The organism is Cellulomonas bogoriensis 69B4 = DSM 16987, from assembly GCF_000767165.1.
Taxonomy (GTDB): Bacteria; Actinomycetota; Actinomycetes; order Actinomycetales; family Cellulomonadaceae; genus Actinotalea; species Actinotalea bogoriensis.
In genome coordinates, this window is record NZ_AXCZ01000009.1 from 1 (window position 1) to 23629 (window position 23629).

The window sequence follows — 23629 nt, forward strand, 5'->3', positions numbered from 1 at the left end:
CAGTCGTGCTCGACCCGGTGCCCGCGCCCGAACCGCAGCAGCTCGCCGCGACCGGTGCGTCGGCGCTCCCCTTCGCCGCGTTCGTCGCGGCCTCGCTGCTGGTCGGAGGGTTCCTCCTGGCCCACCGTGCACGGCCCCGGGGGGCCCGCGCCTGACCCCGGCGAAATCGTCGCCCCTACGACCGAGGGCGCCCGGGCCGACCGTCTGGTCGGGCCCGGGCGCCCTCGGCGCTGCTGCGGCTACTGCCCGAGCGTGACGTGCAGGATCAGCTCGTCGCCGGTGTTGGGCACCGGGTTGCGGTCGTCGGTGCTGGTGGTGATCCACAGGCCGCCGTCGTTGGAGGGCTCCACGGTCCGCATACGCCCGTAGGTGCCCACCAGGTGCTGGGTGACGTTGGTGAGGGTGTCACCGTCGATCTCGGCCCGGTAGAGGCGCGCGCCACGCAGGCACGCGACGTACAGGGCGTCGTCGACCACTGCTATGCCGCTGCACGACGCCGCGGCGGGGCTGTACGTCAGGGCAGGTGCGATGAAGTCCGGGTCGTCGCAGTCGCCGACGGTCCCCTCGCAGGCCGGCCACCCGTAGTTGCCGCCACGGACGATCAGGTTGGTCTCGTCCTGGGCGGCCGCCCCGAACTCCTGCTGCCACAACCGGCCCTCGGAGTCGAACGCGAGGCCCTGGGGGTTGCGGTGCCCGTAGCTCCAGATCGCGTCACCGAAGGGGTTGTCCTCGGGGACGGACCCGTCGGGCCCGACCCGCAGCACCTTGCCGGCGAGGCTGGACAGATCCTGGGCGACCGGTGGGTCGTCCACGTCGCCGGTGGCGATGTAGAGCATCCCGTCAGGCCCGAACCGGATGCGGCCCCCGTTGTGGATGCGCGCCCGCGGGATCTCGTCGATGACGACCTCGGCGGTGTCGGTGCGCAGCTGACCGTCGTACCGGAACCGCACGACCCGGTTGTCGGTGGCGGTCGAGTGGTACACGTACAGCCACTGGTCGTCGGCGAAGTCGGGGGAGATCTCGAGCCCGAGGACGCCGCCCTCCAGGCCGGTGCTGGCCGCACCGGGGACGGTCCCGACCTGGCGCTGGTCGCTGCCGTCGGCGTTCATCGCGATGATCCCGAACGCGTCGCGCTGCCCGTACAGGACGGTGTCGTCGGGCAGCTGCACCAGGCCCCACGGCACGTCGGTGTCGTTGGCCACCTCGGTGATCTCGCACAGGGGCGTGTCGCAGGGAGCGGGGCCGGGTTCGCCGGGGTCGGGCTCGCCCGGGTCGGGGTCGGTGGGCTCGCCGGGTCCGTCGACGGGGGAGCCCTGCACCTGCCACACCTGACGGTCACCGACCGCGCAGGTCGCCAGGGTCACGGGTCGGGTGTTCAGGCCCCGCCCGCCCTCGGCGCACCGGCCGGAGCGGGCCGAGACGAGCAGGCCGTCGTCGGTGAGCTGCCAGCGCTGGCGTTCGGTGCCGGTGCACCGATCGATCTGCAGGCGGGGGGTGCGGGTGCTCCACACCGGCTGGGTGAGGCACCGGGTGCCGTCGTAGGTGCGGAGCTCGCCGTTGGCGGTGTGCTCCCACTGCTGGTTGGCCCCGCCGTGGCAGTCGTACAGCAGGACGGCGGTCCCCGGGGCGGTGCGTGCTCCGTTGACGTCCAGGCACCGGCCGGACGCCACGTGCACCACGGGCCCCGGCTCGGTGACGGTCACGGCCGCGGCCGGCGCGGTGACGGCGGTGGTCGCCAGCGCGGTGCCGACCATCACCCCCAACGCGGCGATCGCCCCCACCACTGGTCTGCGTGCTCCCATGTCCTGACCCCATCCCCCTGAGTGCGTCGTCGCAGCTGTCAACGCACCATGGTCCCCCACACGCCGTGCCCGTCCACCCGAAACGCTTCACCCGCGCCCGCTCCGGCCTTCTTCTCGGGGCAGCGGCGCGCGAGGCCGCGGGCACCTGAGGCGTTCGCGCTGCGGGACGGCCCGACGGGCCGCACAGTAGGGGCATGATCGACACCTTTGACGTGCTGGTGGTCGGTGCCGGGCCGGCGGGGACGTCCGCCGCGCTGACGGCCGCGGGTCTGGGTGCCCGGGTGGGCGTGGTCGAGGCCGGCCGCACGGGCGGGACGTGCGTGAACACGGGGTGCGTGCCGACCCGTGTGCTGGCGAAGACCGCCCGTCTCATGCGGGAGGTGCGGTCTGCGCAGGACTTCGGCATCTCGGTGACGGGTCAGCGGTTGGACTGGGACGCGGCCGTCGCCCGGGTCCGGTCCACGGTGGAGCGGGTGCGTGAGGCGAAGGGTGACGTCGACCGGTTCGCGGACGCGGGGGTGCAGGTGCTGACCGGCCGGGCCCGGTTCACCTCCCCTCACGAGCTGGACGTGACCTCCGGCGACGGCTCGGTGCGGCGGGTGCGCGCGGAGTCGGTGGTCCTGTGCGTCGGGGGTCACTCCCGTCGCCTGCCCGTGCCCGGCGCGGAGCTCGCGACCATGCCCGAGGAGGTCCTGGACCTGCCAGCGTTGCCGCGACGGGTCGCGGTGATCGGTGCGGGCAACACCGGCGCCCAGCTGGTCACGGTGTTCAACGCGTTCGGCAGCGAGGTGACGTTGCTGGAGGTCGCGCCGCGCATCCTCGCCCAGACCGACGCGGACGTCTCTGCGCACGTGGAGCGCGCGTTCGGGGAGCAGGGCGTGCGGGTGGTGACGTCGGTGGAGTCGGTGACGTCGTTGGAGCGCACCGACGGCGGGATCCGCCTGTCGTGGACGGTCGCGGGCGTCAACCACGACCAGGTGGTCGACGCGGTGGTGATGTGCACGGGGTGGCCGGCGGCCATCGAGGACCTGGGCCTGGACGCCGCCGGGGTGCGCAGCGACCGGGGTCGGGTGCCGGTGGACGAGTACCTGGCGTCGAACGTGGGTCACGTGTACGTGGCGGGGGACGCGAACGGTGTCGCGATGCTCGTGCAGGCCGCCAGGGCCGAGGCCGAGGCGGCGGCCCGGAACGCGGTGCTCGGCACGACGGTGCGCGCGCCGCACCGGTTGCTGCCCGCGGGCGGGTTCACCGACCCCGACTACGCGGACGTCGGCCTGACGGAGGAGCAGGCCCGTGAGCGGGACGAGCGGTGCGTGAGCGTCCTGGTCCCCTACGACTCCTTGGAACGTCCGGTCATCGACGACCGCACGAGGGGGTTCCTCAAGCTGGTCGCGGACCGCCGCCGTGAGCACCTGCTGGGCGCGCACGCCGTGGGGGAGAACGCGGTCGAGGTGATCCAGGCGGTGACCACGGCGATGGCGGCGGGCGTCGACGTCGCGACCCTGGCAAAGGTCGAGTTCGCCTACCCGACGTACAGTGCGGCGATCGGCGCCGCGGCGAGGGCCATGACGACGAGAGCGGCCCGACACGCCTCGAATCTCAACCTGTAGGACGAGACCGTCCACATCGTTGACACAACCTGGGCCGGGTCAATACGTTCCGTGCAACCGCCTCACCGCGGGAAGTCGTACGACTCGCGTACGACGGACGGGGGACCACCGATGACCGCAGCCCAGCGCACCGCGCTGATGTGCCGCATGTCCATGTGTCCGGCTCGCGCCGGCCATCGGGCATCGTCCTCGCGTCCCTAGCACCTGACGCTCCGAGCCCTGGCCGACGCCGGGGCTCCGTCGTGGCACGCCACGCGCCCCGGAACCAGCCGGACTCAGCCGCGTCGCCCGCCCGACAACGAACGGAAGCCGTCATGACACCCACCCGCACGAGGTACCGCCTCGCCCCTGCAGCCCTCGCCGCCGTCCTGCTGACGGGCGCGTGCACCGTCGCCGAGCAGGACCCCCAGGGCGCCGAGACCCCCGACGCCACCGCCACCACCGACACCACCGACGGCGCGACCCCGGCCACCGGGTTCGACGACGTCGTCGTCGACGCCGACTGGCTCGAGGCGCACCTGGACGACCCCAGCGTCAAGATCATCGAGGTGAGCACCGAGCCCGGCCTCTACGAGCGTGGGCACATCCCGGGTGCGACGAACTTCGTGTGGCACACCGACTTCGTCGACACCGTGAACCGCGACATCGTCGACGGCGAGCGCTTCACCGAGCTGGTGCAGGCCGCGGGCGTCGACGAGGACACGACCATCGTCCTGTACGGCGACAAGGACAACTGGTTCGCCGCCTGGGGCGCCTGGGTGTTCGACATCTACGGCGCCCAGGACGTGCGCCTGCTCGACGGTGGCCGCACCTTCTGGGAGAACGACGGCCGCGAGCTCGCCGTCACCCCGCCGCGCCACGAGGCCGGCACCTGGGTCGCGGCCGAGGCCGACGACACGCTGCGCTCGCGCCTGCCCGACGTCCTCGCGGTCGCCAACGGCGAGAAGGAGGAGGTCCTGGTCGACATCCGTTCCGTCGCCGAGTTCACCGGTGAGGTCTTCGCCCCCGAGGGCGTCCAGGAGCTCGCGGTGCGCGCCGGCCACATCCCCGGCGCCGTGAACGTCCCGTGGGTCGAGGCCGTCGCCGAGGACGGGCGCTTCCGCTCGGTCGAGGAGCTGCGTGAGATCTACGCCGACGCCGGCGTCGACGGGTCCACCCCGATCACCGTGTACTGCCGCATCGGTGAGCGCGCCAGCCACACCTGGTTCGTCCTGAACAAGATCCTCGGCTACGAGGCCGCCGTGTACGACGGCTCCTGGACCGAGTACGGCAACACCGTGGGCGTCCCGATCGAGAACCCGGCCGGCACCGTGTGGGGCGGGGTCTGACGGTGAGCACCACCACCGCCGCGGGTGGCCCCCTCGACACCGAGGGGGCCACCCCGGCCGTCCCACCCCAGGCCCCCCGGCCGCGCTGGACCCGCGGCGACACCCTCCGCACCGCGCTCTCCGGCATGGTCCTGGTCGCGCTGCTGGTCGGGGCGTGGGTGCTCAACGGCATCCCGGGGACGGCCGCCGACGCGGGCTTCTCCCTGCTGATCGGCGCAGCCCTCGGTATCGCGTTCGAGCGGGGCCGGTTCTGCTTCTTCTGCATCTTCCGCGACGCGATCGAGGACAAGGACACCACCGGTGTGTTCTCCGTCCTGGTGGCCCTCGCCGTCGGGGGCCTGGGCTACGCCGTCGTGTTCGGCATGTTCCTGCCCGACCCGACCACCGGGCGTCTGCCCCCCGAGGCGCACATCGGCCCGGTCAGCTGGGTGCTGGTCGCTGGCGGCCTGGCGTTCGGCGTCGGCATGACCCTGTCCGGTGCGTGCATCAGCGGGCACCTGTACCGCCTCGGCCAGGGGTACACCCGGGCCGTCCCCGCACTGCTCGGTGCCCTGGTCGGCTTCGGGCTGGGGTTCTTCACCTGGAACACCCTGTACTTCGCCGGGGTCAGCGGGGCACCCACCCCGTGGTTGCCCACCTGGTTCGGGTACTCCGGTGCCGTCCTCGTCCAGCTCGCCGTCCTGCTGGTCATCGGCGCCCTCCTGCTGCGGTGGGCCCGCCCCCACCGCACCGCCCCCCTGGGCGGCGGGACCATCACCTGGGCCCACGTCCGGCGCGTCGTCCTGCTGGACCGGTGGGGCCCCCTGACCACCGGCGCCGTCGTCGGGGTCATCGGGGTGATCGCCTACCTGCGGGTCGAGCCACTGGGTGTCACCGCCCAGCTCGGGACGTGGACCCGCACCGCGCTCGCGGACACCGACCTGCTGCCCGACCGCCTCCACGGGCTGGATACGTTGTCGGGGTGCGCGACGGTCGTGACCCGCGTGGTGCTGGACAACGGCTGGTTGATCCTGGGGCTGGTGCTGGCGTCGTTCGCCGCGGCACTGGCCGGCAACCGGTTCCGGCCCTCACCGATCACCGTCCGCAACGGCAGCACCGCGCTCCTCGGCGGTGTGCTCATGGGCTGGGGTGCGATGGTGGCGCTCGGGTGCACGGTCGGTGTGCTGCTGTCCGGCATCCAGGCGTTCGCCGTGTCCGGCTGGGTGTTCGCGGCGACGGTGCTGGCCGGCACGTGGGTGTCGATCCGGTTCGGTCTGCACCGTTCCTGACCGGGTGCGCCACATGTGCACGAGTGCTAATGTGTTGATGTGTCAGACGGTGATGCGGTGCGTGCGGCGGCAGAGCTCTTCAAGGCCCTGTCGTCACCTGCCCGCCTGAGGCTCTTGATCGAGCTGCAACGGGGGCCCGCCTGCGTCCACGAGCTGGTGCAGGCACTGGGGGTCTCCCAGTCGCTCGTCTCGCAGCACCTGCGGGTGCTGCGAGGGGCGAAGCTGGTGAGCGGGGACCGTCGGGGCAAGGAGATCGTCTACACGCTCAAGGACACCCACGTCAGCCACCTCATCACCGACGCGCTGGCCCACGCCCACGAGCCCGCGGCGCCCGCGGGTCCCGAGCCGGCAGGGCCGGACCAGCGACTGCACAGCACGGCAGCACACACCACGACCACAGGAGCGCACCCATGAGCACGGCGACCCACAAGGTGCACGACGGCCACGTCCACGTCCACGGCGAGGGCTGCGGTCACGCCACGGCCATGCACGACGGGCACGTGGACTTCCTCCACGACGGGCACCTGCACCACGTGCACGAGGACCACGTCGACGAGCACGACGCCGACGTCCACGTCGTGGCCGAGGCCCACGACCACGCCCACGGCCCGGACTGCGGGCACGAGCCGGTCGAGCACGACGGCCACGTCGACTACCTGCACGACGGGCACCGGCACGCGCCCCACGAGGACCACGTCGACGAGCACTGATCCACCGGACGGAGCCCGGCGGTCGACACCTGTCACCGCCGGGCTCCGTCGTGCAGTCCCGGCCCAGATGCGCCCGAGAAGCTACCGGGGACGACCCGCCCAGCCACCCTCGGCCCGGTCACGGATCCCCCGGAGCATGCGGCGACTCATCACGAAGCTGACCACGCTCACCGGCTCGACCAGCAGCCGCGCCCACCGGGCGGTGTACGCGTAGCGCTCGCGGACCACCAGCCGGGTTCCGCCGCCCCGCCCGGGGCGCAGGACGAACGCCCAGGTGAAGTCGTACGGCGGTGGTGAGGTGGTGAGGCCGGTGGCTCCGTGCAGGACGAGTGCCCGGCCCGGCTCGGCGACGGCCACCTGCAGGGCCACCTGCGGGGCAAGGTGCACGGCGTCACCGGGGGCGATGTCCTGCAGCTCGGGGACGACCCGGTCGGCCGAGTGGATGTCGCACCCTGCGAGGTTCTCGAGGGCGTCGAAGGAGTAGAACCCGCCGCGCCCCTGCCCGATCTGCGCCAGCCACGGCCACACCGCTGAGGGTGGTGCGGCGATGGTGATGGAGCGGGTGGCGACGAGGTCGGCCTTCGGCAGGAGCTCGTCCCCGGGGAGAGTGGCGTCGAGCTCGGCCTCGGTGGAGCCGAAGGTGAGCAGCCAGGTGCGCAGCACGGGCAGGCTGAGCCCGATCGCGAACGCGACGGCCGCGACGACGGTGCGTCGTGGCGGTGGTGGCGGGGGCGGGGGGAGGAGCTCGTTCGGCCGGGGGAGGAGGTCCGACGCTCGGAGGCGGGCCATGCCCTCAGTCGACCACCCCGGCCACCGCCGGGCGTCAGACGAACGTCCCGAGGTCAACGGGATCGGTGCCAGGCTCGACTCCTGGACGGCGTCCTACTGGACGTGATGCAAGCCACGACGGACGTAGTTCCCTGATGTGTCGTCTCACCGGCCACTATCGTCCGGCCCGGACCGCTCGGCCTGAGCATCTTGTGAACGGAAGCCACCTGTGACTGTTGGCGAGGCGCACCCATCACCTTCCGTGGGTTGGGATGTCGGATCGCGTAGTTGGAGCACGATCGTCGTGGCCTTCTTCTCGCGCCTGATCGACGCGTCGAAGGTGACGGCGTTCATGGTGCTCACTGCGACCGCGACGGGCAGCCCTGCTGCGGTCGGCATCCTCGCGCTGTGCGCTACGGCGCCGGTGATCCTGCTCGGGCCGTCGATCGGTGTCCAGATCGATCGACGATCGCCCTCCAAGATGCTTGTTGTCGGGCTGGCTTCGCAGGTAGTCGTCGCGGCAGGCCTGGCGCTCCTTGCCGGTGCGGGCCTTGCAGGTGTGCCCGTTCTGGTGGGGGCTGCTCTCATTCTTGGGACGTGCCAGGCGGTATCAGACAACTGCTTGAACGTCATTCTCCCCCACGTCACCGACAGTGATCGCCTCCTCCGTGCGAACGGCATCATGTCGACCGGGCAGAGCATGGCTCGGATCATCGGGCCCATGGCGGGCAGCGCACTGGCCGTCCTGGCTCCCGGCTCCCTGTTCGTCGCATGGGCGGTACTGAGCGCAGCCCTGTGCTGCGTGGTCGTAGCCCGGGTGGGCGGCACGAGCGCGCAGGTCGGGCACGGCGACTCACGACCGTCATGGCGGGACGGCTTCGTCTGGATCGCGGGCTCTGGGCCGACGAGGCGGTTGCTGATCGCTGTCACTCTGAACAACATGGCGTACGGGAGCATGGCCGCCGTTCTCCCGATCCTTGCGATGCAGAGCCTCGGGCTTCCGCCTGCAACCTACGGAGTCGTCGCCTCGACGACGTCGCTGGCTGCTCTCTTCGGTTCGATGCTGGCCACGGTTGCGGGACCGCGCGCCACTCTCATGCGTGTATCGATGGCATCGCTCGTCGTTCAGCTCGGAGGCTTCTCGGCGCTCGCTTTCGCGTGGTCGGCACCGTCCTTGTTCGTCGCCGTCGGGATCCTTGGATTGTCGACGGGAGCATGGAATGTCGCGAGCTCCACGAGGTTGATGGCGATCGTGCCCGCCGAGGTGCGGGGGCGCGTCATGGCGGCCTATCGCTCCGTGGCCTTCGCGGGTTCCCCCGCCGGGAACGTCGTAGGTGGCGCCACCGGCGAAGGTTGGCTCCGTGTCCCGCTGTACGCCGCAGCGTGTGCCGCCGCCGTGGCGCTCGTGGTTTTTGCTCGTGAACCTCGCGGGCGTTCCGCTGATGAAGAGAGATGAGCGCGAACCCGGCGCGTGGACCCGCGACCGGAGTGGCTACCGCCCGGCGAGGGTGTCGAGCGCCGCGTGCAGCCGGGTCCTGGCGTCGGTCGCGACGTCACCGAGCTCGCTGTTCCCGGTGACCTCGACCATGACGTCGGGGTCGAGGGCCTCGACGGTGGTCCGCTCCGGGCCTGCGGAGCGGACGACGACGTTGCACGGCAGGAGGAGCCCGATGGCGGTCTCGGCCTGGAGTGCGCGGTGTGCGAGCGGGGGGTTGCACGCGCCGAGGATGACCTGCGGGTCGAGGTCGACGTCGAGCTTGGCCTTGAGCGTGGCGGCCATGTCGATCTCGGTGAGGATCCCGAAGCCCTGCGTCGCGAGGGCCTCGCGGGTGGCGGCCAGCGCCCGGTCGAAGGGCAGGTCGACGGTGGTGGTGATGCTGTACCTCATCGTGCTTCCTCTCGGTCGGTGGGGTTGGCGGTGTCAGCCGCCGGCGTTCGCTGCGTCCAGCTGTTGCCGGACGACGTCCATGTCCAGGCCTTTGACCGCGGTGATGATCTGCTCCAGGGCCGGGGCGGGCAGTGCGCCGGGCTCGTTGTAGACCAGGACTCCCTCCCGGAACACCATGAGGGTCGGGATGGACGTGATACCGGCCTGGGCCGCGAGCCGGCCCTCGGCCTCGGTGTCGACCTTGCCGAACACGACATCGGGGTGCTTCTCGGCGGCCTTCTCGAAGACCGGTGCGAACATCCGGCAGGGGCCGCACCATCCGGCCCAGAAGTCGACCAGGACGATGTCGTTGTCGCTGATGGTGCTGGTGAAGGTGTCTGCGGTCAGTGTGGTGGTGCTCAAGGCCATCTCCTTCGTCGTGATACCCATGGGGGTATAACACGGATGGGTGTCGGGTGATTCCCTCGGGCCGGTCAGCGGCGGACCGCCCCCCCGGCGGCCTGCCACGCGCCGATCCCGCCGGACAGGCTGGTGGCGGTCAGTCCGGCATCGCGCAGGTGCTTGGCGGCGGTGCGCGACCGCATCCCGGACGCGCACATCACGACGACGGGCCTGTCCTTGCCGAGGCGACCGGGTGCCTTGGCGATGTCGCCGAGCGGCACGTGCACGGCGTGGGGCGCGTGACCGGTCTTCCACTCGGCGCGTTCGCGCACGTCGAGCACGACGGCGCCGTCGCGCACCATCTCCAGCGCCCGGGGTGCGGAGACGGTCCTGCCGACTGCGCCGTCGTCGGTGGCGCGCCCGAGGAGCCGGCGCAGGCGCCCTCGCAGGGTCGTCGGTGCTGTCGTCATGGGGTGCTCCTGACTGCTGGGGCGATCGGGTGGGGCGTCGGGGTGCGTAGGCGCTCCCGCGCACCGCCAGGATACCCCTAGGGGTATCAATGGCAAGTGGCGGTGTGCTGCTGACGGCAGCCCTTTCCGGGCGTGTCAGCCCTGGCGTCCTCGCCGATCAGGTCCGGGCTCCCCGGGCGTTGGGCGCAGCGCCGGCAGAGCGAGCGTGCTCGCGCCGAGGGTCACGACAGCGGCGACGGCCACCAGCATCGTGGGCAGGCCGAGGGTCGGGATGAGGGTGCCCATCGCCGCGGGTGTGGCGATCGAGACGACGGCGCCGACCACGAGGGCGATCGTGAACCCGTCGCCGGGCCGGTCGGGGACCGCCTGGGCCGTCCAGATGGCCAGCAGGGACGAGCCCACCATGTAGCCCGCACCGAACAGGAGCGCGGATGCCAGGACCAGCGGCAGCGACGCGCGCCCCGCGCTCAGCAGCACGAGCGCGCCACCGACCACCAGGACCCCACCGGCGCCGACCGCCCTCGGGCCCACCGCGCGCGTCATCCGACCCGTGCGCAGCCCGATGAGCCCGCCGATGCCGATGACGGCGAAGAGCCCCGGCGAGGCCGAGGCGGGGAGCCCGCCGCTGCGCACGGCCTCACTGGCATAGGTGAAGTAGGCCGTGATGGCCACGAAGTAGACCACGGCGTAGATCAGGGGTGGGGCCATCTCCCGGCGCCAGGGGGACCGGCGCGGGGTTCCCGAGGTCCGGCGCCCGGCGTCCAGCCGGGGGACTGCTCGCAGGTTCACCAGCGCAGCCACGGCGGCGGCCACGGCGATCCCCGCCCAGGTCAGGCGCCACGAGGTGAGCGAGCCGAGCACGCCCGTCGCGGCGAGTGCGACGAGCCCGAGGCTGGTTCCCGTCGTGATCACCGCGAGCAGGGTCGGTTGGTGGCGGCGGGCCGCGATCCTGGTCACGATGTCGGAGTAGGGGGCCCACACCCACCCGGCGGCGCTGCCGCTGACCACAGCCCCCGCTGCGAGGATCCAGGGTGAGGGTGCGAGCGCGACGGTCGTGGCGCCGACCACGCCGCAGATCCCGCCCACCGTGGTCGGGGCCCGTGGGCCTCGGCGGGCCGTCAGGCTCGGCACGGCGAGCAGGGCGGCGAGGTAGCCGACGAACGTCCCGCTCGCGATCAGGCCCAGGAGGAGCTCCGAGAGCCCGAACTCGGTGCGCACGTCGGGCAGCGTGAGCCCGTAGGCGTACCGGGCCATGCCGAAGGCGACGCCGACGACCGCGGCGCCCCCGACACCGACCTTGAGCGCGTGCCTGTCCACACCGCACCTTGGCATCTCTCCCGCCGGTCGGCACGGGCTACCGCTCGCCCCGGCCGGCGCATGAGCACCTGCCCCACGGGACGCAGCCCCGCCGACGCCACCTGTCCCCACGGGCGCCACCGGCCCTCGCCGGCGCCACCGGCCCCCGCTGGCGCCACCCTCCCCTCCCCACCGAGTGGGACCGTTCTGTTACGGAAACCGCAACAGAACGGTCCCACTCCCGTGTCGGACGACGCGACAGGCCGCGTGGAGGCCGCGTCGAGGCCGCGTGGGTGGACGTCGCTGGTGACGACGAGGGGCATGGCCCCCCGACGTCGGGGATGGTGCTCGATGCAGCCGGACCGCTCACAGGCGCGGGTCGACGGCCTCCGACTCGAGGGCGAGCACCGCGAAGACGGCCTCGTGGACGCGCCACAACGGTTCGCCGGCGGTGAGTCGCGTGAGTGCCTCGAGACCCAGGGCGTACTCGCGGAGCGCGAGGCTCCGTTTGCGGCCGAGGTGGCGTGAGCGCAGGCGGGTGAGGTGCTGCGGCTCGGTGTAGTCGGGGCCGTAGATGATGCGCAGGTACTCCCTGCCGCGGACCTTGATGCCGGGCTGGACCAGCCCGCGTCGTCCGCGCACCAGGTTGGCGAGCGGTTTGACGACCATGCCCTCCCCGCCGGCGGTGGTGAGCTCGTGCCACCAGGTGACGGCGGCGGCCCGGGAGTCGGGTTGCTGGAGGTCGACGACGAGCCGTCGGGTGCCGGTGAGCACACCGGTGGGGTCGGCCTCGACCAGGGTGTCGGCCACGTCGAGGTGCCACAGGTGGTCGCGGGTCTCGAACGTGCCGGTGTCGGTGGCGAGCACCTGGAACGGGGCGAGGTGGACGCCGTCGAGCCCGTCGGTGGGCCACACGTACCGGCGGTAGGCGTCGCTGAACGCGTGGGCGTTGGTGTGCCGGGACCGGGTTCGGCCGAGCAGCTCCTCGACGGGCAGTCCGGCGGTGGCGGCTGCCTCGAGCGCCGCGGTGGCGACGGGGAGCGCGGACCGTGCCGCCGCACCGACGGCCGCGTACTGGGTGCGCAGCAGCTCACCGGCCTTGACCGACCAGGGCATGAGCTCGCAGTCGAGTACGAGCCAGTCCGCCGGTGCTCTGCCACCCCCGAGCCGGTCCCACAGCCCGGCTGTGGTCGCGGCGGTGCGGACCACGGCGAGGAGCTGCTCGGTGCGGGCGTCGTCGAAGAACGGCCGTCCGGTGCGTGTGTGCACCACGCCTGTGGTTCCGGCGGGCATGCCGAACCGGCCTGCGGCCACGTCGGCGTCCCGGCACAGGAGCACCACGGCGCGGGACCCCATGTGCTTCTCCTCGCACACGACCTGGTCGACCCCGTCGCCGGCGTACGCGTCGAACGCCTGGTCGGGGTGCTCGAGCAGGTCGCCGTCCGGTGCGGTGGCGCACGGGCTCATCGTCGGCGGCAGGTAGACCAGCCACCGCGGGTCGACGGCGAACCGGCTCATGACCTCCAGGGCGCCGGCGGCGTTCTCCTCGGCGACCGTCACCCGGCCGTGCAGGCCGGTCTCGACGACCCGCTTGCCCAGGACGTCCGTGACATCCAGCACGTCGGGGTCCCGACGCCCCACCTGCCCGTCGGGGCCGTCGGCTGCGCCCTGGGCGGTGGGGAACGGGCGGGCCGGCTCGTACCAGACCTGCTCTGCGGGGACCTGGACGAGCTCCTTCTCCGGGTACCGCAGGGCGGTGAGGTGGCCACCGAAGACGCACCCGGTGTCCAGGCACATCGTGTTGTTGACCCAGGTCGGGGCGGGTGTGGGGGTGTGCCCGTACAGGACCATCGCTCGGCCGCGGTACTCCTCGGCCCAGGGGAGCCGCACCGGGAGGCCGAACTCGTCGGTCTCGCCCGTGGTGTCCCCGTACAGGGCGAAGGCCCTGACCCGGCCGGACGCACGGTTGTGGAACGACTCCTTCAAGCCCGCGTGCGCGACGACGAGGTTGCCGTCGTCGAGCACCAGGTGCGCGACGAGCCCGTCGCAGAAGTCCCGCACCGCGGTGCGGAACTCGTCGGTCTCGTCCTCGAGCTGGGCCAGGGTCGTCTCGAGGCCGTGGGAGACCTGCACGCGCCGACCGTCGAGTGCGCGCACGAGCTTGTTCTCGTGGTTGCCGGGGACGGCGAGCGCGTTGCCCGCTGCGACCATGCCCATGGCCAGGCGCAGCACGCCTGCGCTGTCCGGGCCGCGGTCGACGAGGTCGCCGACGAACAGGGCGCGCCGGCCCTCGGGGTGGACGGCGTCGACGGCCCGCCCCTGGGTGTCGTGGACGACGGCGTAGCCGAGGCGCCCCAGGAGGGTCTCGAGCTCGGACCGGCACCCGTGGACGTCGCCGATCACGTCGAAGGGCCCGTGGTCCTCGCGTCGATCGCTGCGCAGCGGCTGCCGTTCGATGACTGCGGCGTCGATCGCCTCGGTGCCCTTGAGCACGTGGATGGTGCGAAACCCTTCGCGGCCCAGGCCCCGCAGCGAGCGTCGCAGCTGGTCACGGTGGCGTCGGACGACGTGCGCGGGCAGGTCCCGGTCGGCGCGTGCGGCGTTGCGGTCGAGGCAGACCTGCTCGGGCACGTCCAGGACGATGGCGACGGGCAGCACGTCGTGGGCGCGCGCGAGGTCGACCAGCGACCGGCGCGCCGACTGCTGGACGTTGGTGGCGTCGACGACGGTGAGCAGGCCCGCGTCGAGCCGCTTGCCCGCGATGTGGTGCAGGACGTCGAACGCCGAGGCAGTGGCGTCCTGGGCGTTGACGTCGTTGGAGACGAGCCCGCGGCAGAAGTCGGACGACAGGGTCTCGAACGGCCCGAAGTGCCGTGCCGCGAAGGTCGACTTGCCCGAGCCGGACGCCCCGACGAGGACGACGAGCGAGAGCGCGGGGATCGTGAGCGTGGTCATCGTGCACCTCCGCCGGTGCTCGTGGTGCTCGTTGCCTGCGGGTCGCCGCGCCGCAGGACGGCCATCTGCGTGGGCGGCCCCACCTGCGGGTCGTCGGGGCCGACGGGCAGCACCTGGACGTCGTACCCGTGGCGTTCGGCGGCGGCGTGCGCCCACTGCTGGAACTGGGCGCGCGTCCACTCGAAACGGTGGTCGTGGTGCCGCATGGTCCCGGCGGTGAGCGCCGGGTACCGGACGTTGTGCTCGGCGTTCGGTGTGGTGACGATGACGGTGCCGGGGGCAGCCGCACCGAGGACGGCACGCTCCAGGGCGGGCAGACGGGGCGGGTCGACGTGCTCGATGACCTCCATGAGGACGGCGGCGTCGAAGCCCGCGACCCGCGCGTCCGCGTACACGACCGAGGACTGCGTGAGCTCGATGCGTTGACGCCGACGGTCGGGCAGGGTGTCGAGGTGGAGGCGCCGCGCGGCCTTGGACAGGGCGCGTGGTGACACGTCGATGCCGAGGATCTTCTCGAACGTCGGGTCGTCCAGGAGCTCCTCCAGCAGCGCTCCCTCGCCGCAGCCGAGGTCGACGACGGTGCGGGCACCCGCACCACGCAGCTGGGCGAGTACCGCGTCCAGGCGTTGGCGTGCGAGCGGCACGACGTCGGCCTCCGGTGCGCCGGGCAGCGCCGCCCCTGCTGGTGCTGCTGCGGGGTCTGGTGCCGGGTCGCTCACGGCGTCGTCCAGGGTCTCGGGCTCGGTGTCGTCGACCTCCGCGAGCCGCGCGACGGCCGAGGCGGCGAGGGTGTGCCGGTGGGCGAGGTAGCGGCGGGCGATCTCGTCCCGTGCCGGGTGCCCGGCGAGCCAGCCCTCACCGGCCCGGACCAGCTTCTCCACCTCGTCCGAGCCGACCCAGTAGTGCTTGGCCGCGTCGAGGGTCGGCAGGAGGACGTACAGGTGGCTGAGGGCGTCGGCGAGGTGGTGGGTGCCGGACAACCGCAGGTCGACGTACCGGGAGTCGCCCCACTCGGGGATGGTCGGGTCGAGGGGAACGGGTCGGGCGTCGACCTCCCACCCGAGGGGCCCGAAGAGCCGGACGGCGGCCTCGGTGCCACCGCGGCACGGCACGGCCGGGACGTGCACCGTGAGGTCCCACCGGCGCCCCGGCAGTTCCGGGCGTGCCTCGCACCGCCCGGCCATGGCCGTCCGGAACACCTTGCCCAGGGCTACTGCCAGCATCGACGACGCGGCGTACGGACGGTCGTTGACGTACTGCGCCAGGCTGAAGGCGACGTCCCGCGGGGCACTGCGACCCTTCTGTCGCACCAGGCCCACGGGGTCGACCTCCAGGAGGAGCGCGACGGTGCACCGCTCGTCCGTCGCCTCGGGGTAGAACACGTGAGCCACGCCGAAGGACTGCTCGAACGCCTGGACCCGACCGGGGTGCTTGTGCAGCAGGTAGCCCAGGTCGGTGGCGTCCGGTCCGGTGCCGGTCACGGTGAGGAACACCTGCGGATCGTCCCACAGCGTCCCCACGACGAACTCTCAATTGGCCTCGTCAGGGGCTTGCGCGCCCCACCCGTCGAACGTCACCGCGATGACCTTCCCTCACGCCCCCGGCTGCGCTTACACTTTTTTCGATTAGGAGGTGGGGACGTGGTGTCTCAGTCAGCCGGAGCCAGCGCCAGCACGTACCTCGCGGAGTCGGGCGACCTCGCTGAGATCGTGGATCTGGTCGCCGCTCTCAGCGACCGGGGACTCACGGTGCCGGAGGTGGGGCCCGCCCTGGTGCATCCTGACGGACGGCGCGTCGAGCTACCGCGGCCGGTGTTCGAGGCGTTGCGGCAGGTGGTCATGGCCATGGCGAACGGGCAAGGGGTGACGGTGGCTCCGCACAACGCCATGCTCACCACCCAGGAGGCGGCCGACTTCCTCGGCATCTCGCGGCCGACGCTCGTGCGGTTGCTCGAGGACGGGTCGATCCCCTACGAGATGCGTGGCCGGCACCGACGGGTCATGCTCGCTCACCTCCTGGACCACCTGGACCGCGCGAAGGCGTCGCGACGCCGTTCTCTGCAGGAGATGGTCCAGGAAGGCGAAGAAGCAGGCCTCTACGACCTCGACCCCACGCCACCCTCGCGCACGGCCTGAAGGATGGCGTTCCCGGTCCTGCTCGACACGAATGTGCTCTTCGGCGCGTACCTGTGTGACACGGTCCTGCGGCTTGCCGAGGCCGGCACGTTCCGACCCTTGTGGTCCGCCGACATCCTCACCGAGCTGGAGCGGAACCTCCTCCTGCGCGGGATCGGCGATGAGCGCGCCGCACGGCGCGTGGCCCACATGGCCGACGCCTTCCCTGACGCGCTGGTGGAGGGTTACGAGCCGCTGATCGGGTCGATGACCTGCGATCCCAAGGACAGGCACGTGCTGGCAGCGGCCGTCCGTGCCAACGCCGAGCTGCTGGTCACCTTCAACCTCGCCGACTTTCCGCGGGAGGCGACCGGGCCGTACGACCTCTCGGTCAGTCACCCCGACGACTTCTTGCTCGACCAGCTCGATCTCTACCCGGGGGCGACAGTCCGTGCACTGCGTGACCAGGCCGAGGCATACTCGCAGCCGCACATGACCGTGACAGACATCCTCATCCGGCTATCGCGCTCGGGAGTACCTCAGTTCGCAAGTGAGGTGAGACGGCACCTGTAGGGCCAGACGCCGCCGATGAGATCACGTCACCGTCTGGACATGCACCCGCAGCCGTTGGCTCTGCGACAGCATCCACGCCCGCTTGGCAGTTCGCTTCGGCGCGGTCCCACACTCTCCGGCACGGGGCGGCGTCCGAGGTGTACTGCCCGTGCTCGACCTCGGAGGCGCACTCCGCAGACACCACCCTCGTCGTTGCCCGATCCAGCGTGCTCGTCCCAGCGGTGACCGCAGCCAGGGCACTCACCCGGTCCGGGATGGGGCCCGGGCCGAAGGCGCCTGAAGAACAGCCCTGCCCGAACCGTGCCCTCAGGGTAGGGATCGCCGACTCGCCTCACGGACGACGCTCCGCGGGCGGGCCGGTCAGGTCCGACGGACCTCGCGGATGTTGAGCACCAGCAGGAGCAGCCCGGCTGCCACGAGGAGTCCGGCGAGGATCATGCGCCAGGAGTAGATGAGGCCGGTCCACACTGCGACGAGGACGGCGATCACCGCCGCGAGGACGATGAGGCTCAGCAGCAGGGCGCCGAGCCGCTTCTGCGCCGCCGCCTCGAGGACGAGGATGACGAGCAGCGCGATCGGGGCGACCACGAGGTCGATTCCTGGGGTCGGCCAGATGAGGACGGCGAGGATCAGCAGGATCAGTGGGGTGCTGATCCTCGACCAGATGTTCAGCAGCCACTGGCGGCCCCTGCTGTCGTCCGGCAGGGGCTCCTGGCGGTGCCGCAGGTGGGCGTGCGGGGAGGGGCTCGGTGGCGGTGCGTCGCGCATCTCGAGCAGGCGTTGCCGTTCGTCCCGCCGTGCCGTCAGCTGGGCGGCCAGGCGGGTCAGGTCGCGCTCGGCGGGTGCCGTGTCGCTCGCCCCGCCGATGACGGCTGCGCGCAGCTTCTCGCGTCGCCGTCGGCGGTCGGCCTGCAACCGCTCGAGCTCGTCGTCGAGCTCCTCGACCCGCGCGGTGATGAGGTCTTGACGTTCGCCCTCGTGCGGTACGACGGCGTCCAGCGCGGTCCAGCCGATGGGGTCGCTCCAGGACTGCCGGACGGACCCGTCGCGGTTGTAGCGGGGCCCGGCCGGGCCCCGCTCCCCGCCGAAGGGGTCGTCGGTGTCGTCCCCCCACAGGCCGGAGAAGCGCCGGACCCACGGGGTGTCGTCGTCGATGAGCACCGGACGCCACGGGCGGTCCTGGCCGTGCCCGATGCCGACGCCGTCCCCGCGCTGGTACTCGACGTAGGGGATGCCGACGCCGTCCTCCTTCGAGCGTCGCGACCAGAGGAGGGCGGCCGTCGCGATCCGGCGGACGCCCTGCACGACGGATGCGAACCGGCTGTCCCGGACGTGGATGAGGTACTCACCGGGCAGGTACGCCCCGGCGTGGGACCCCAGGCCCGCGAACACCACCGGGTGGCCGTCGACGACGGTGAGGTCGGGGTCGTCCCAGCGCCGGCGCAGGTCGGCGCCGACCTCGTCGTGGGCGGAGTACGCGACCCACGCGGGGGTCGGCGGCTCGTCGCCGGGACCGGGGGCCAGCATGATCGTGACCTGCTCCCAGTCGCCCTCGTGGTCGTTGACGCCGTGCGCGCGGGAGCGCCAGTCGTTGAAGTAGTAGAAGTACCAGTACTGGAGCACCACGTACCCGGCACTGTGCAGGACGCGCCCGTAGTAGGGGTGGTCGCCGTGGTCGGGTCGTTCCCGGTCCAGCAGGGCGGCGGCCGACTGCGCCCCGGTGGGCACCCGGCCGCGCAGCAGCAGCGAGATACGGCCGGCGACGTCGATGAAGCGACCCAGCACCCCGACGTGCCCCAGCCTGCTGTGGGACCGGAACCGGGGCCGGTCCCGGTCCAGCCGCCAGGCAACCAGGTCGGCGTTGCTCAGCGGCTCGGAGACCAGGCGGAGGTAGCGCCGCGCGTCGGAACCGCGGCTGACCGCCACGAGGCCGTCGAGGTCGAGGGTGCCGGCCGGGGCGACCAGGCGACGCTCCGACGGCCCGGTCCGCTCCCACAGCTCGGATCGCTCCACGAAGGACTCCACCGATGCCGGGAGGAAGTACTCCCCCTCGTTGAACCGCACGATCGGCGCATGCCGTTCGAGCAGCTCCAGGTCGGCGGGGTCCACGGCTACCACCCTAAGCACGGCCGCCCGGATCGATCAGAGGAAGCGGCGCCGCAGAGGGGCGGCGACGGCTGGGCCCGGCCTCTCGCTGGCGATCCTCCAGACGACCTAGGTCAGTCGCCGCGGGCCAGCCCGGACCCTCTGAACCCCAGAACGCCTCACTCATGGCACTCGAGCTCGTCGAGGGTGCGCTGGACGGGGTGCGGGGCGAGTTCCACGAGGACCCGGTGTTCCACACCCTCGACGACGCTGATGTCGCAGCATTCGGGCGACAGCGCTGGCCCGCCCGTGCGGGACCGATTGGTTACGGATTCCGTAACGGATCGGTCCCGTTCCGAGGTGGACGGCAGCCACGCGGACGCTCGGTGGCTGGGGCTGCCCGCGCCTGCACCATCGACCCCACCCGCATCGACCGGCGCAACAACGAGCGAGGGCCTGGCCGATGGCCGGGCCCTGCTCAGCCCTGCGCTGCGGCGGAGCGATACCGTTACCGGTGGTGCCGGCCGTCCCCGGCGGTGGATCACTGGAGGCAGATGATGGCCGGGCGGCGGACGTACCTCTGGGCGGCAACAGCGGGGATCGCGCTGGTGGGGGCCTGGCTCGTCGTGGGTCTCAACCCTCAGCTGGAGCAGGGTCCCGTCACCTGGGCGTCCGAGGTGTTCGACCAGGGCGACCGCCTGGAGTGGGCGGCTGTCGACCCGGCACCAGGCGAGGCGCAGATCATGGTGTCCTACCGCAGCACCGGGCCGGTTCCCGTCCGGGTGGCGGCCGTGACTGACGACCTCATGGTGGCGCACTCGGGGCTCAGCGTCATCGGCGAGGCGGAGATCCTCCTCCAGGAGGACGCGAAGCCCGTGGTCAACGTCCCGCGTGGCGGCGAGTTCGCCGTGTGGCAGACCCTGGACCTCCTGTGCGTCGACCTGGCCGCCGGAACCGGCGCGGTTGCTAGGCACGTCCGGGTCGACGTCACGACGCTAGGGATCACCCGTCGACTCGAGCTGCCGCTCGCGCCGAGGAGCGTCACGCTGTGGACGACGACCGACCACAGCTGCCCCGGCTGACCGACCGCCGCAACGCCTCGCCGCTGACCGCAGGCGAGGTCGACGACCTGTTCGGCCTGCCACAATGCGGCCATGCGCTGGTTCCGCCGCCGGTCAGCCCAGGACGTCGTCGCGCCCAAGCCTCCGGTCGAACCGGTCGGAGGAGGACCGCTCACGCCCGAGCTGCTCGCGGAGGCGGCTGCGCGTTACCTCTCGCCGGAGGCTCAGGCGACCTTCCGATCGCTCGCGCAACCCTCTTTGAGACTGTCGTCGGCCCTCGACCCCGGCGCCGTGGTCGGCCGGCTCGGAGGGGCGGCGATGCTGGCCCCTCAAGCGGAGTGGCCCACGTGGCAAGGCCGCGGCCTCGAAGTGGTGGCCGTGCTGGACCTCGCGCGACTGCCCCGCCTGGACAGCCTCCTGCTCCCGGCCACCGGGTGGCTGACGTTCTTCTATGACGCAACGGAGCAGTCTGCGTGGGGTTTTGACCCTGCGCAGCGGGATGCCTGGCGAGTCGTCTACTGCGTGGACGCGGAGGCGAGGTCGGCGCCGGACGGGACAGAGACCTTCCCCGAGGTCGCTCTCTCCGCGGTCGAGGAGTTGACCGCACCCGATCCCTTCGAGGACGCGCTCAAGGGCCTGCACAACGCCGAGCGGGACGGGCTCTTCGCCCTAGGTGATGTGCTGCCTCCCGTCTCCGAGCCGGCCCATCGGATCGGCGGTTGGCCGGACCTGGTTCAGAACAGCATGTGGCTGGGAGCGCAGCTGGCGTCGAACGGCATCTTTGTCGGCGGCCCCGAGGGCTACCAAAACCCGCGCGTCCCAGGCCTGGAGGCGGGAGCGCGCGACTGGCGCCTCCTCCTGCAGATCGACAGCGACGACGACGCCGCGATGATGTGGGGCGACGTCGGTCGGCTCTACTTCCTGATCCGGGAGGAGGATCTTTCCTCGCGTGCCTTCGACCGCTGTTGGTTCGAGTTCCAGTGTGGTTGAGCCCGTCTGACCGATGGTGGTGCACCCCAGCTACCCCTCCCAGCGGCACACACTTGGCGAACGCCGAAGCGGCCAGGTCGGGCAGTGGTCCGGCGCTACCTCCGCACCTGACCTCCCCCGATCTTGGGGACGTGCAACACGACAGGCGTTTCCCTGCGGGAAACCGTGCACAGGTACGAGGAGCTGTGTACGCAAACCGGGTTCAATGTGATCCTGACCTGGGCTGACGTTCCTGCGGGACCTAGTTGCGGCGATCTTCTGCGGCATGCCCACCCGGATGACCCTGGCCCCGGAGTCCGTACACAGATACGGCTACGTGTGTACGCAAATCGGAAGGCGTAGGAGGTGAGGCACGTGGGCGTCGTCGAGCGCCTGCCGCCGCACCCGTTCACTGCACGGGAGGCGAAGGACGCCGGGGTGCCCGAGCACCGGTTGTACGGCCTGCTGGACGAAGGGCGCCCTGGGAGGAGCGAGCGGGACTACCGCTGGTGCGTGGTCGGGCACACTGCCGGTCATGACTGCTGAGGACAGGGAAGCGACGCGCGCCTACTACGACGAGTTCGGCGACGCCGAGTGGAACCGTCTTGTCGGCGACGTGGCAGGGCGCGTGTCCCTGGAGGTACACCGGCGCTTCCTCGCCCGGTTCGTGCGACCGGGCGCGCGCGTGCTGGAGGTCGGAGCCGGGCCCGGTCGGTTCACCACCGAGCTTGCCGCGCTGGGTGCGACGGTCGTGGTGACGGACATCTCCCCGGTCCAGCTCGACCTGAACAAGCGGTACCTCGGCTCCACCGAAGCCGAGGTCGCGGTCGAGCGGCGGGAGCTGCTGGACGTGTGCGACGTCAGCCGCTTCGCCGATGGCGAGTTCGACGCAGTCCTGGCCTACGGCGGTCCCCTCTCGTACGCGTTCGAGGAGACCGAGGCGGCGCTTCGCGGGCTCCTGCGCATCACCGCCCGCGGCGGGGTCGTGGTCGGCTCGGTGATGTCGATGCTCGGCACGTGGCGCTACCAGCTGCCCGGGGTGGTGAAGGTCGCGGCCGCGTTCGGCGAGGAGGCGAACGACCGGGTGCTCGCGACCGGCGACCTGCGCCACCTGGCGGGGGCGGCGCACGTGTGCCAGATGTTCCGCGCCGGCGGCTTCGCTGACCTGGTCGCCGCGGCGGGCGGGCGCACGCTCGCGATGAGCGCCAGCAACTGGGCATCGCTCGGCGACCCTGACGTGCTGGCAGACCTCGAGGCGGACCCCGACCGTTGGACCCGGTTCCTGGACCACGAGGTCGCTGCCTGCGCTGAGCCCGGCGCAGCCGACGGCGGCACGCACATCCTGTTCGCCGCCGAGCACGCCTGACCTCAGCGTCCGCTGGCCGCCCGGGTTGCCGCGCGCGGACGAGCCGCTCGAGAAGCCGCGAGTGGCGTGGCCTTCGCCCCGCCAGCGTTGGCCTCGGCGTGCTCGCGCATGACTCGGTGGTAGGTCTCGACGTCGTCCGCGTTGTTCAGGTGGAGGCGCGCCAACCGATCGCTGGCCCCCAGCGGCTGGCGAGCGCGCCGGAATCGTTGGTGGTGGCGCTCCGCGAACTCGGCGACGAAGACACCGCCGCGCGGCTGACGCGCACCTATTCCACGCCCGAGCGCGACCAGCGGGGCCGGCACCTCCGCTGAGGGTGACCGTGAGGTCACCCGTGGATGGGCGAGCCGCGCCGCACCCTGGTTCGACGTGCCCTCTGACCGCAGTCGGCTGCCGGGAGATCGGGGACAGGGGCGGGCGGCGCGTCAGTCCCCCGGCTGACGACAAAGGGCCCGTCACCCACATCGCTGCAGGTCACGGGCCCTTCGGCTGCGGAGGATGGGGGATTCGAACCCCCGAGGGCTTGCACCCAACACGCTTTCCAAGCGTGCGCCATAGGCCACTAGGCGAATCCTCCTGGCCGGTCAAGGGTACCCGACGTGCCCCAGGACCCCGAAACCGAGGAGTCTGGGAGGATCGTGACCATGTCCGTGGACCCGTCGCCGTTGCGTGGTGCGTGGGCGATGGCCCTGGTGGGGGCCCTGGTGCTGGGGGTCTGGCTGATCGCGACGTGGTGGGCGGCGGACCTGCAGGCCGCCTGCCCGGCGGGGACGGTGGGTGCGTGCGACCAGGCCACACGGGTGGCAGTAGCCCGGGTGGCGACCGTCGTGTCGGTCTTGACCTACGTGCTGGTGCTGGTGGTGGCGTTGCTGGTGCGGCGCCGGCGTGGGGTGCTCGGCGTCCTGGCGCTCGTCCTCCTGGCGGTGAGCGGGTTCGTGGGGTTCGCCCTGACGCTCACGTCCACCGGCTTCGTCCTCGAGTGAGGGAC

23 protein-coding genes and 1 tRNA gene are annotated in these 23629 nt (G+C 72.0%); 14 read left to right on the forward strand and 10 right to left on the reverse strand.

Annotation, left to right across the window (positions count from 1 at the left end; translation table 11 throughout):
- Positions 1-239 precede the first annotated feature (239 nt).
- On the reverse strand, positions 240-1802 hold the full coding sequence (locus tag N869_RS01885; RefSeq protein ID WP_084136335.1) for a PQQ-dependent sugar dehydrogenase: 1563 nt from the start codon (positions 1800-1802) through the stop codon (positions 240-242).
- Between the two features lie 194 nt (positions 1803-1996).
- On the opposite strand from N869_RS01885, the gene N869_RS01890 reads away from it, so the two are divergent.
- From N869_RS01890 to N869_RS01910, 5 genes are all read left to right on the forward strand, one after another.
- A complete protein-coding gene (locus N869_RS01890; RefSeq protein ID WP_035057062.1) occupies positions 1997-3412 on the forward strand; it encodes a dihydrolipoyl dehydrogenase family protein in 1416 nt (471 codons plus the stop codon).
- A gap of 314 nt (positions 3413-3726) precedes the next feature.
- Positions 3727-4740 carry a sulfurtransferase gene (locus tag N869_RS01895; protein ID WP_035057066.1) on the forward strand — a complete coding sequence of 338 codons (1014 nt, stop codon included), beginning with the start codon at positions 3727-3729 and terminating at the stop codon, positions 4738-4740.
- Positions 4741-4742: 2 nt separating this feature from the next.
- Positions 4743-6008 carry a YeeE/YedE family protein gene (locus N869_RS01900; protein ID WP_198025925.1) on the forward strand — a complete coding sequence of 422 codons (1266 nt, stop codon included), beginning with the start codon at positions 4743-4745 and terminating at the stop codon, positions 6006-6008.
- A 39-nt stretch (positions 6009-6047) separates the two neighbouring features.
- Entirely contained in the window at positions 6048-6422 is a 375-nt protein-coding gene (locus tag N869_RS01905; RefSeq protein ID WP_084136336.1) for an ArsR/SmtB family transcription factor, read from the forward strand.
- Positions 6419-6718, forward strand: coding sequence for a hypothetical protein (locus N869_RS01910; RefSeq protein ID WP_035057069.1), 300 nt, complete (start codon positions 6419-6421; stop codon positions 6716-6718). The genes N869_RS01905 and N869_RS01910 overlap by 4 nt, the downstream gene beginning before the upstream one ends.
- 81 nt (positions 6719-6799) lie before the next feature.
- Here N869_RS01910 and N869_RS01915 read toward each other — a convergent pair whose 3' ends face one another.
- Positions 6800-7507 (reverse strand): SRPBCC family protein, encoded by a 708-nt coding sequence (locus N869_RS01915; RefSeq protein WP_232229574.1) that lies wholly within the window; start codon positions 7505-7507, stop codon positions 6800-6802.
- Between the two features lie 283 nt (positions 7508-7790).
- Here N869_RS01915 and N869_RS01920 point away from each other — a divergent pair, with 283 nt between their 5' ends.
- On the forward strand, positions 7791-8942 hold the full coding sequence (locus tag N869_RS01920; protein WP_035057071.1) for an MFS transporter: 1152 nt from the start codon (positions 7791-7793) through the stop codon (positions 8940-8942).
- A gap of 36 nt (positions 8943-8978) precedes the next feature.
- Here N869_RS01920 and N869_RS01925 read toward each other — a convergent pair whose 3' ends face one another.
- From N869_RS01925 to N869_RS01950, 6 genes are all read right to left on the reverse strand, one after another.
- Positions 8979-9374, reverse strand: a complete 396-nt coding sequence (locus tag N869_RS01925) for a DUF302 domain-containing protein (protein ID WP_035057074.1) — start codon at positions 9372-9374, stop codon at positions 8979-8981.
- A 33-nt stretch (positions 9375-9407) separates the two neighbouring features.
- The gene (gene trxA, locus N869_RS01930) at positions 9408-9776 is read right to left on the reverse strand and encodes a thioredoxin (protein WP_035057122.1); all 369 of its coding nucleotides are present in this window, start codon (positions 9774-9776) and stop codon (positions 9408-9410) included.
- Positions 9777-9847: 71 nt separating this feature from the next.
- Positions 9848-10225, reverse strand: a complete 378-nt coding sequence (locus tag N869_RS01935; protein WP_035057076.1) for a rhodanese-like domain-containing protein — start codon at positions 10223-10225, stop codon at positions 9848-9850.
- Between the two features lie 135 nt (positions 10226-10360).
- Complete coding sequence (locus tag N869_RS01940) at positions 10361-11542, reverse strand: MFS transporter (RefSeq protein WP_198025926.1); 1182 nt, start codon at positions 11540-11542, stop codon at positions 10361-10363.
- Between the two features lie 345 nt (positions 11543-11887).
- The gene (locus N869_RS01945) at positions 11888-14476 is read right to left on the reverse strand and encodes a polynucleotide kinase-phosphatase (RefSeq protein ID WP_035057079.1); all 2589 of its coding nucleotides are present in this window, start codon (positions 14474-14476) and stop codon (positions 11888-11890) included.
- Positions 14473-15969, reverse strand: coding sequence for a 3' terminal RNA ribose 2'-O-methyltransferase Hen1 (locus tag N869_RS01950; RefSeq protein ID WP_035057127.1), 1497 nt, complete (start codon positions 15967-15969; stop codon positions 14473-14475). The genes N869_RS01945 and N869_RS01950 overlap by 4 nt, the downstream gene beginning before the upstream one ends.
- A 147-nt stretch (positions 15970-16116) precedes the next feature.
- Between N869_RS01950 and N869_RS01955 the strand changes: the two genes are divergently transcribed.
- Both N869_RS01955 and N869_RS01960 read left to right on the forward strand, forming a co-directional pair.
- Positions 16117-16611: an excisionase family DNA-binding protein gene (locus N869_RS01955; protein WP_156968285.1), complete on the forward strand. Its 495-nt coding sequence runs from the start codon at positions 16117-16119 to the stop codon at positions 16609-16611.
- Positions 16612-16614: 3 nt separating this feature from the next.
- A complete protein-coding gene (locus N869_RS01960) occupies positions 16615-17163 on the forward strand; it encodes a PIN domain-containing protein (protein ID WP_035057082.1) in 549 nt (182 codons plus the stop codon).
- Between the two features lie 360 nt (positions 17164-17523).
- On the opposite strand, the gene N869_RS01965 is transcribed toward N869_RS01960, so the two are convergent.
- On the reverse strand, positions 17524-19272 hold the full coding sequence (locus N869_RS01965; protein ID WP_035057085.1) for a hypothetical protein: 1749 nt from the start codon (positions 19270-19272) through the stop codon (positions 17524-17526).
- 530 nt (positions 19273-19802) lie between these two features.
- Here N869_RS01965 and N869_RS01970 point away from each other — a divergent pair.
- The 5 genes from N869_RS01970 (at position 19803) to N869_RS01985 (ending at position 22955) form a co-directional block, all read left to right on the forward strand.
- The gene (locus N869_RS01970; RefSeq protein ID WP_035057087.1) at positions 19803-20330 is read left to right on the forward strand and encodes a hypothetical protein; all 528 of its coding nucleotides are present in this window, start codon (positions 19803-19805) and stop codon (positions 20328-20330) included.
- 72 nt (positions 20331-20402) lie between these two features.
- Positions 20403-21299, forward strand: a complete 897-nt coding sequence (locus N869_RS01975; protein ID WP_052104856.1) for a YwqG family protein — start codon at positions 20403-20405, stop codon at positions 21297-21299.
- A 354-nt stretch (positions 21300-21653) separates the two neighbouring features.
- Complete coding sequence (locus N869_RS17210) at positions 21654-21824, forward strand: hypothetical protein (RefSeq protein WP_156968286.1); 171 nt, start codon at positions 21654-21656, stop codon at positions 21822-21824.
- The gene (locus tag N869_RS01980; RefSeq protein WP_035057089.1) at positions 21814-22644 is read left to right on the forward strand and encodes a class I SAM-dependent methyltransferase; all 831 of its coding nucleotides are present in this window, start codon (positions 21814-21816) and stop codon (positions 22642-22644) included. The genes N869_RS17210 and N869_RS01980 overlap by 11 nt, the downstream gene beginning before the upstream one ends.
- A 98-nt stretch (positions 22645-22742) precedes the next feature.
- On the forward strand, positions 22743-22955 hold the full coding sequence (locus tag N869_RS01985; RefSeq protein ID WP_156968287.1) for a hypothetical protein: 213 nt from the start codon (positions 22743-22745) through the stop codon (positions 22953-22955).
- A gap of 178 nt (positions 22956-23133) precedes the next feature.
- Here the strand turns inward: N869_RS01985 and N869_RS01990 are convergent.
- Positions 23134-23218 (reverse strand) — tRNA-Ser (locus N869_RS01990).
- 67 nt (positions 23219-23285) lie between these two features.
- On the opposite strand from N869_RS01990, the gene N869_RS01995 reads away from it, so the two are divergent.
- Positions 23286-23624: a hypothetical protein gene (locus N869_RS01995; RefSeq protein WP_156968288.1), complete on the forward strand. Its 339-nt coding sequence runs from the start codon at positions 23286-23288 to the stop codon at positions 23622-23624.
- Positions 23625-23629 lie beyond the last annotated feature (5 nt).

Excerpts from the sequence above, each read along its gene's own strand:
- N869_RS01960 (WP_035057082.1), top strand. The coding sequence starts at position 16,615 with ATGGCGTTCCCGGTCCTGCTCGACACGAATGTGCTCTTCGGCGCGTAC.
- N869_RS01980 (WP_035057089.1), top strand. The coding sequence starts at position 21,814 with ATGACTGCTGAGGACAGGGAAGCGACGCGCGCCTACTACGACGAGTTC.
- N869_RS01885 (WP_084136335.1), bottom strand. The coding sequence starts at position 1,802 with ATGGGAGCACGCAGACCAGTGGTGGGGGCGATCGCCGCGTTGGGGGTG.
- N869_RS01910 (WP_035057069.1), top strand. The coding sequence starts at position 6,419 with ATGAGCACGGCGACCCACAAGGTGCACGACGGCCACGTCCACGTCCAC.
- N869_RS01970 (WP_035057087.1), top strand. The coding sequence starts at position 19,803 with ATGATGGCCGGGCGGCGGACGTACCTCTGGGCGGCAACAGCGGGGATC.
- N869_RS01935 (WP_035057076.1), bottom strand. The coding sequence starts at position 10,225 with ATGACGACAGCACCGACGACCCTGCGAGGGCGCCTGCGCCGGCTCCTC.
- N869_RS01915 (WP_232229574.1), bottom strand. The coding sequence starts at position 7,507 with ATGGCCCGCCTCCGAGCGTCGGACCTCCTCCCCCGGCCGAACGAGCTC.
- N869_RS01890 (WP_035057062.1), top strand. The coding sequence starts at position 1,997 with ATGATCGACACCTTTGACGTGCTGGTGGTCGGTGCCGGGCCGGCGGGG.
- N869_RS01975 (WP_052104856.1), top strand. The coding sequence starts at position 20,403 with ATGCGCTGGTTCCGCCGCCGGTCAGCCCAGGACGTCGTCGCGCCCAAG.
- N869_RS01925 (WP_035057074.1), bottom strand. The coding sequence starts at position 9,374 with ATGAGGTACAGCATCACCACCACCGTCGACCTGCCCTTCGACCGGGCG.
- N869_RS01895 (WP_035057066.1), top strand. The coding sequence starts at position 3,727 with ATGACACCCACCCGCACGAGGTACCGCCTCGCCCCTGCAGCCCTCGCC.
- N869_RS01945 (WP_035057079.1), bottom strand. The coding sequence starts at position 14,476 with ATGACCACGCTCACGATCCCCGCGCTCTCGCTCGTCGTCCTCGTCGGG.
- N869_RS01995 (WP_156968288.1), top strand. The coding sequence starts at position 23,286 with ATGTCCGTGGACCCGTCGCCGTTGCGTGGTGCGTGGGCGATGGCCCTG.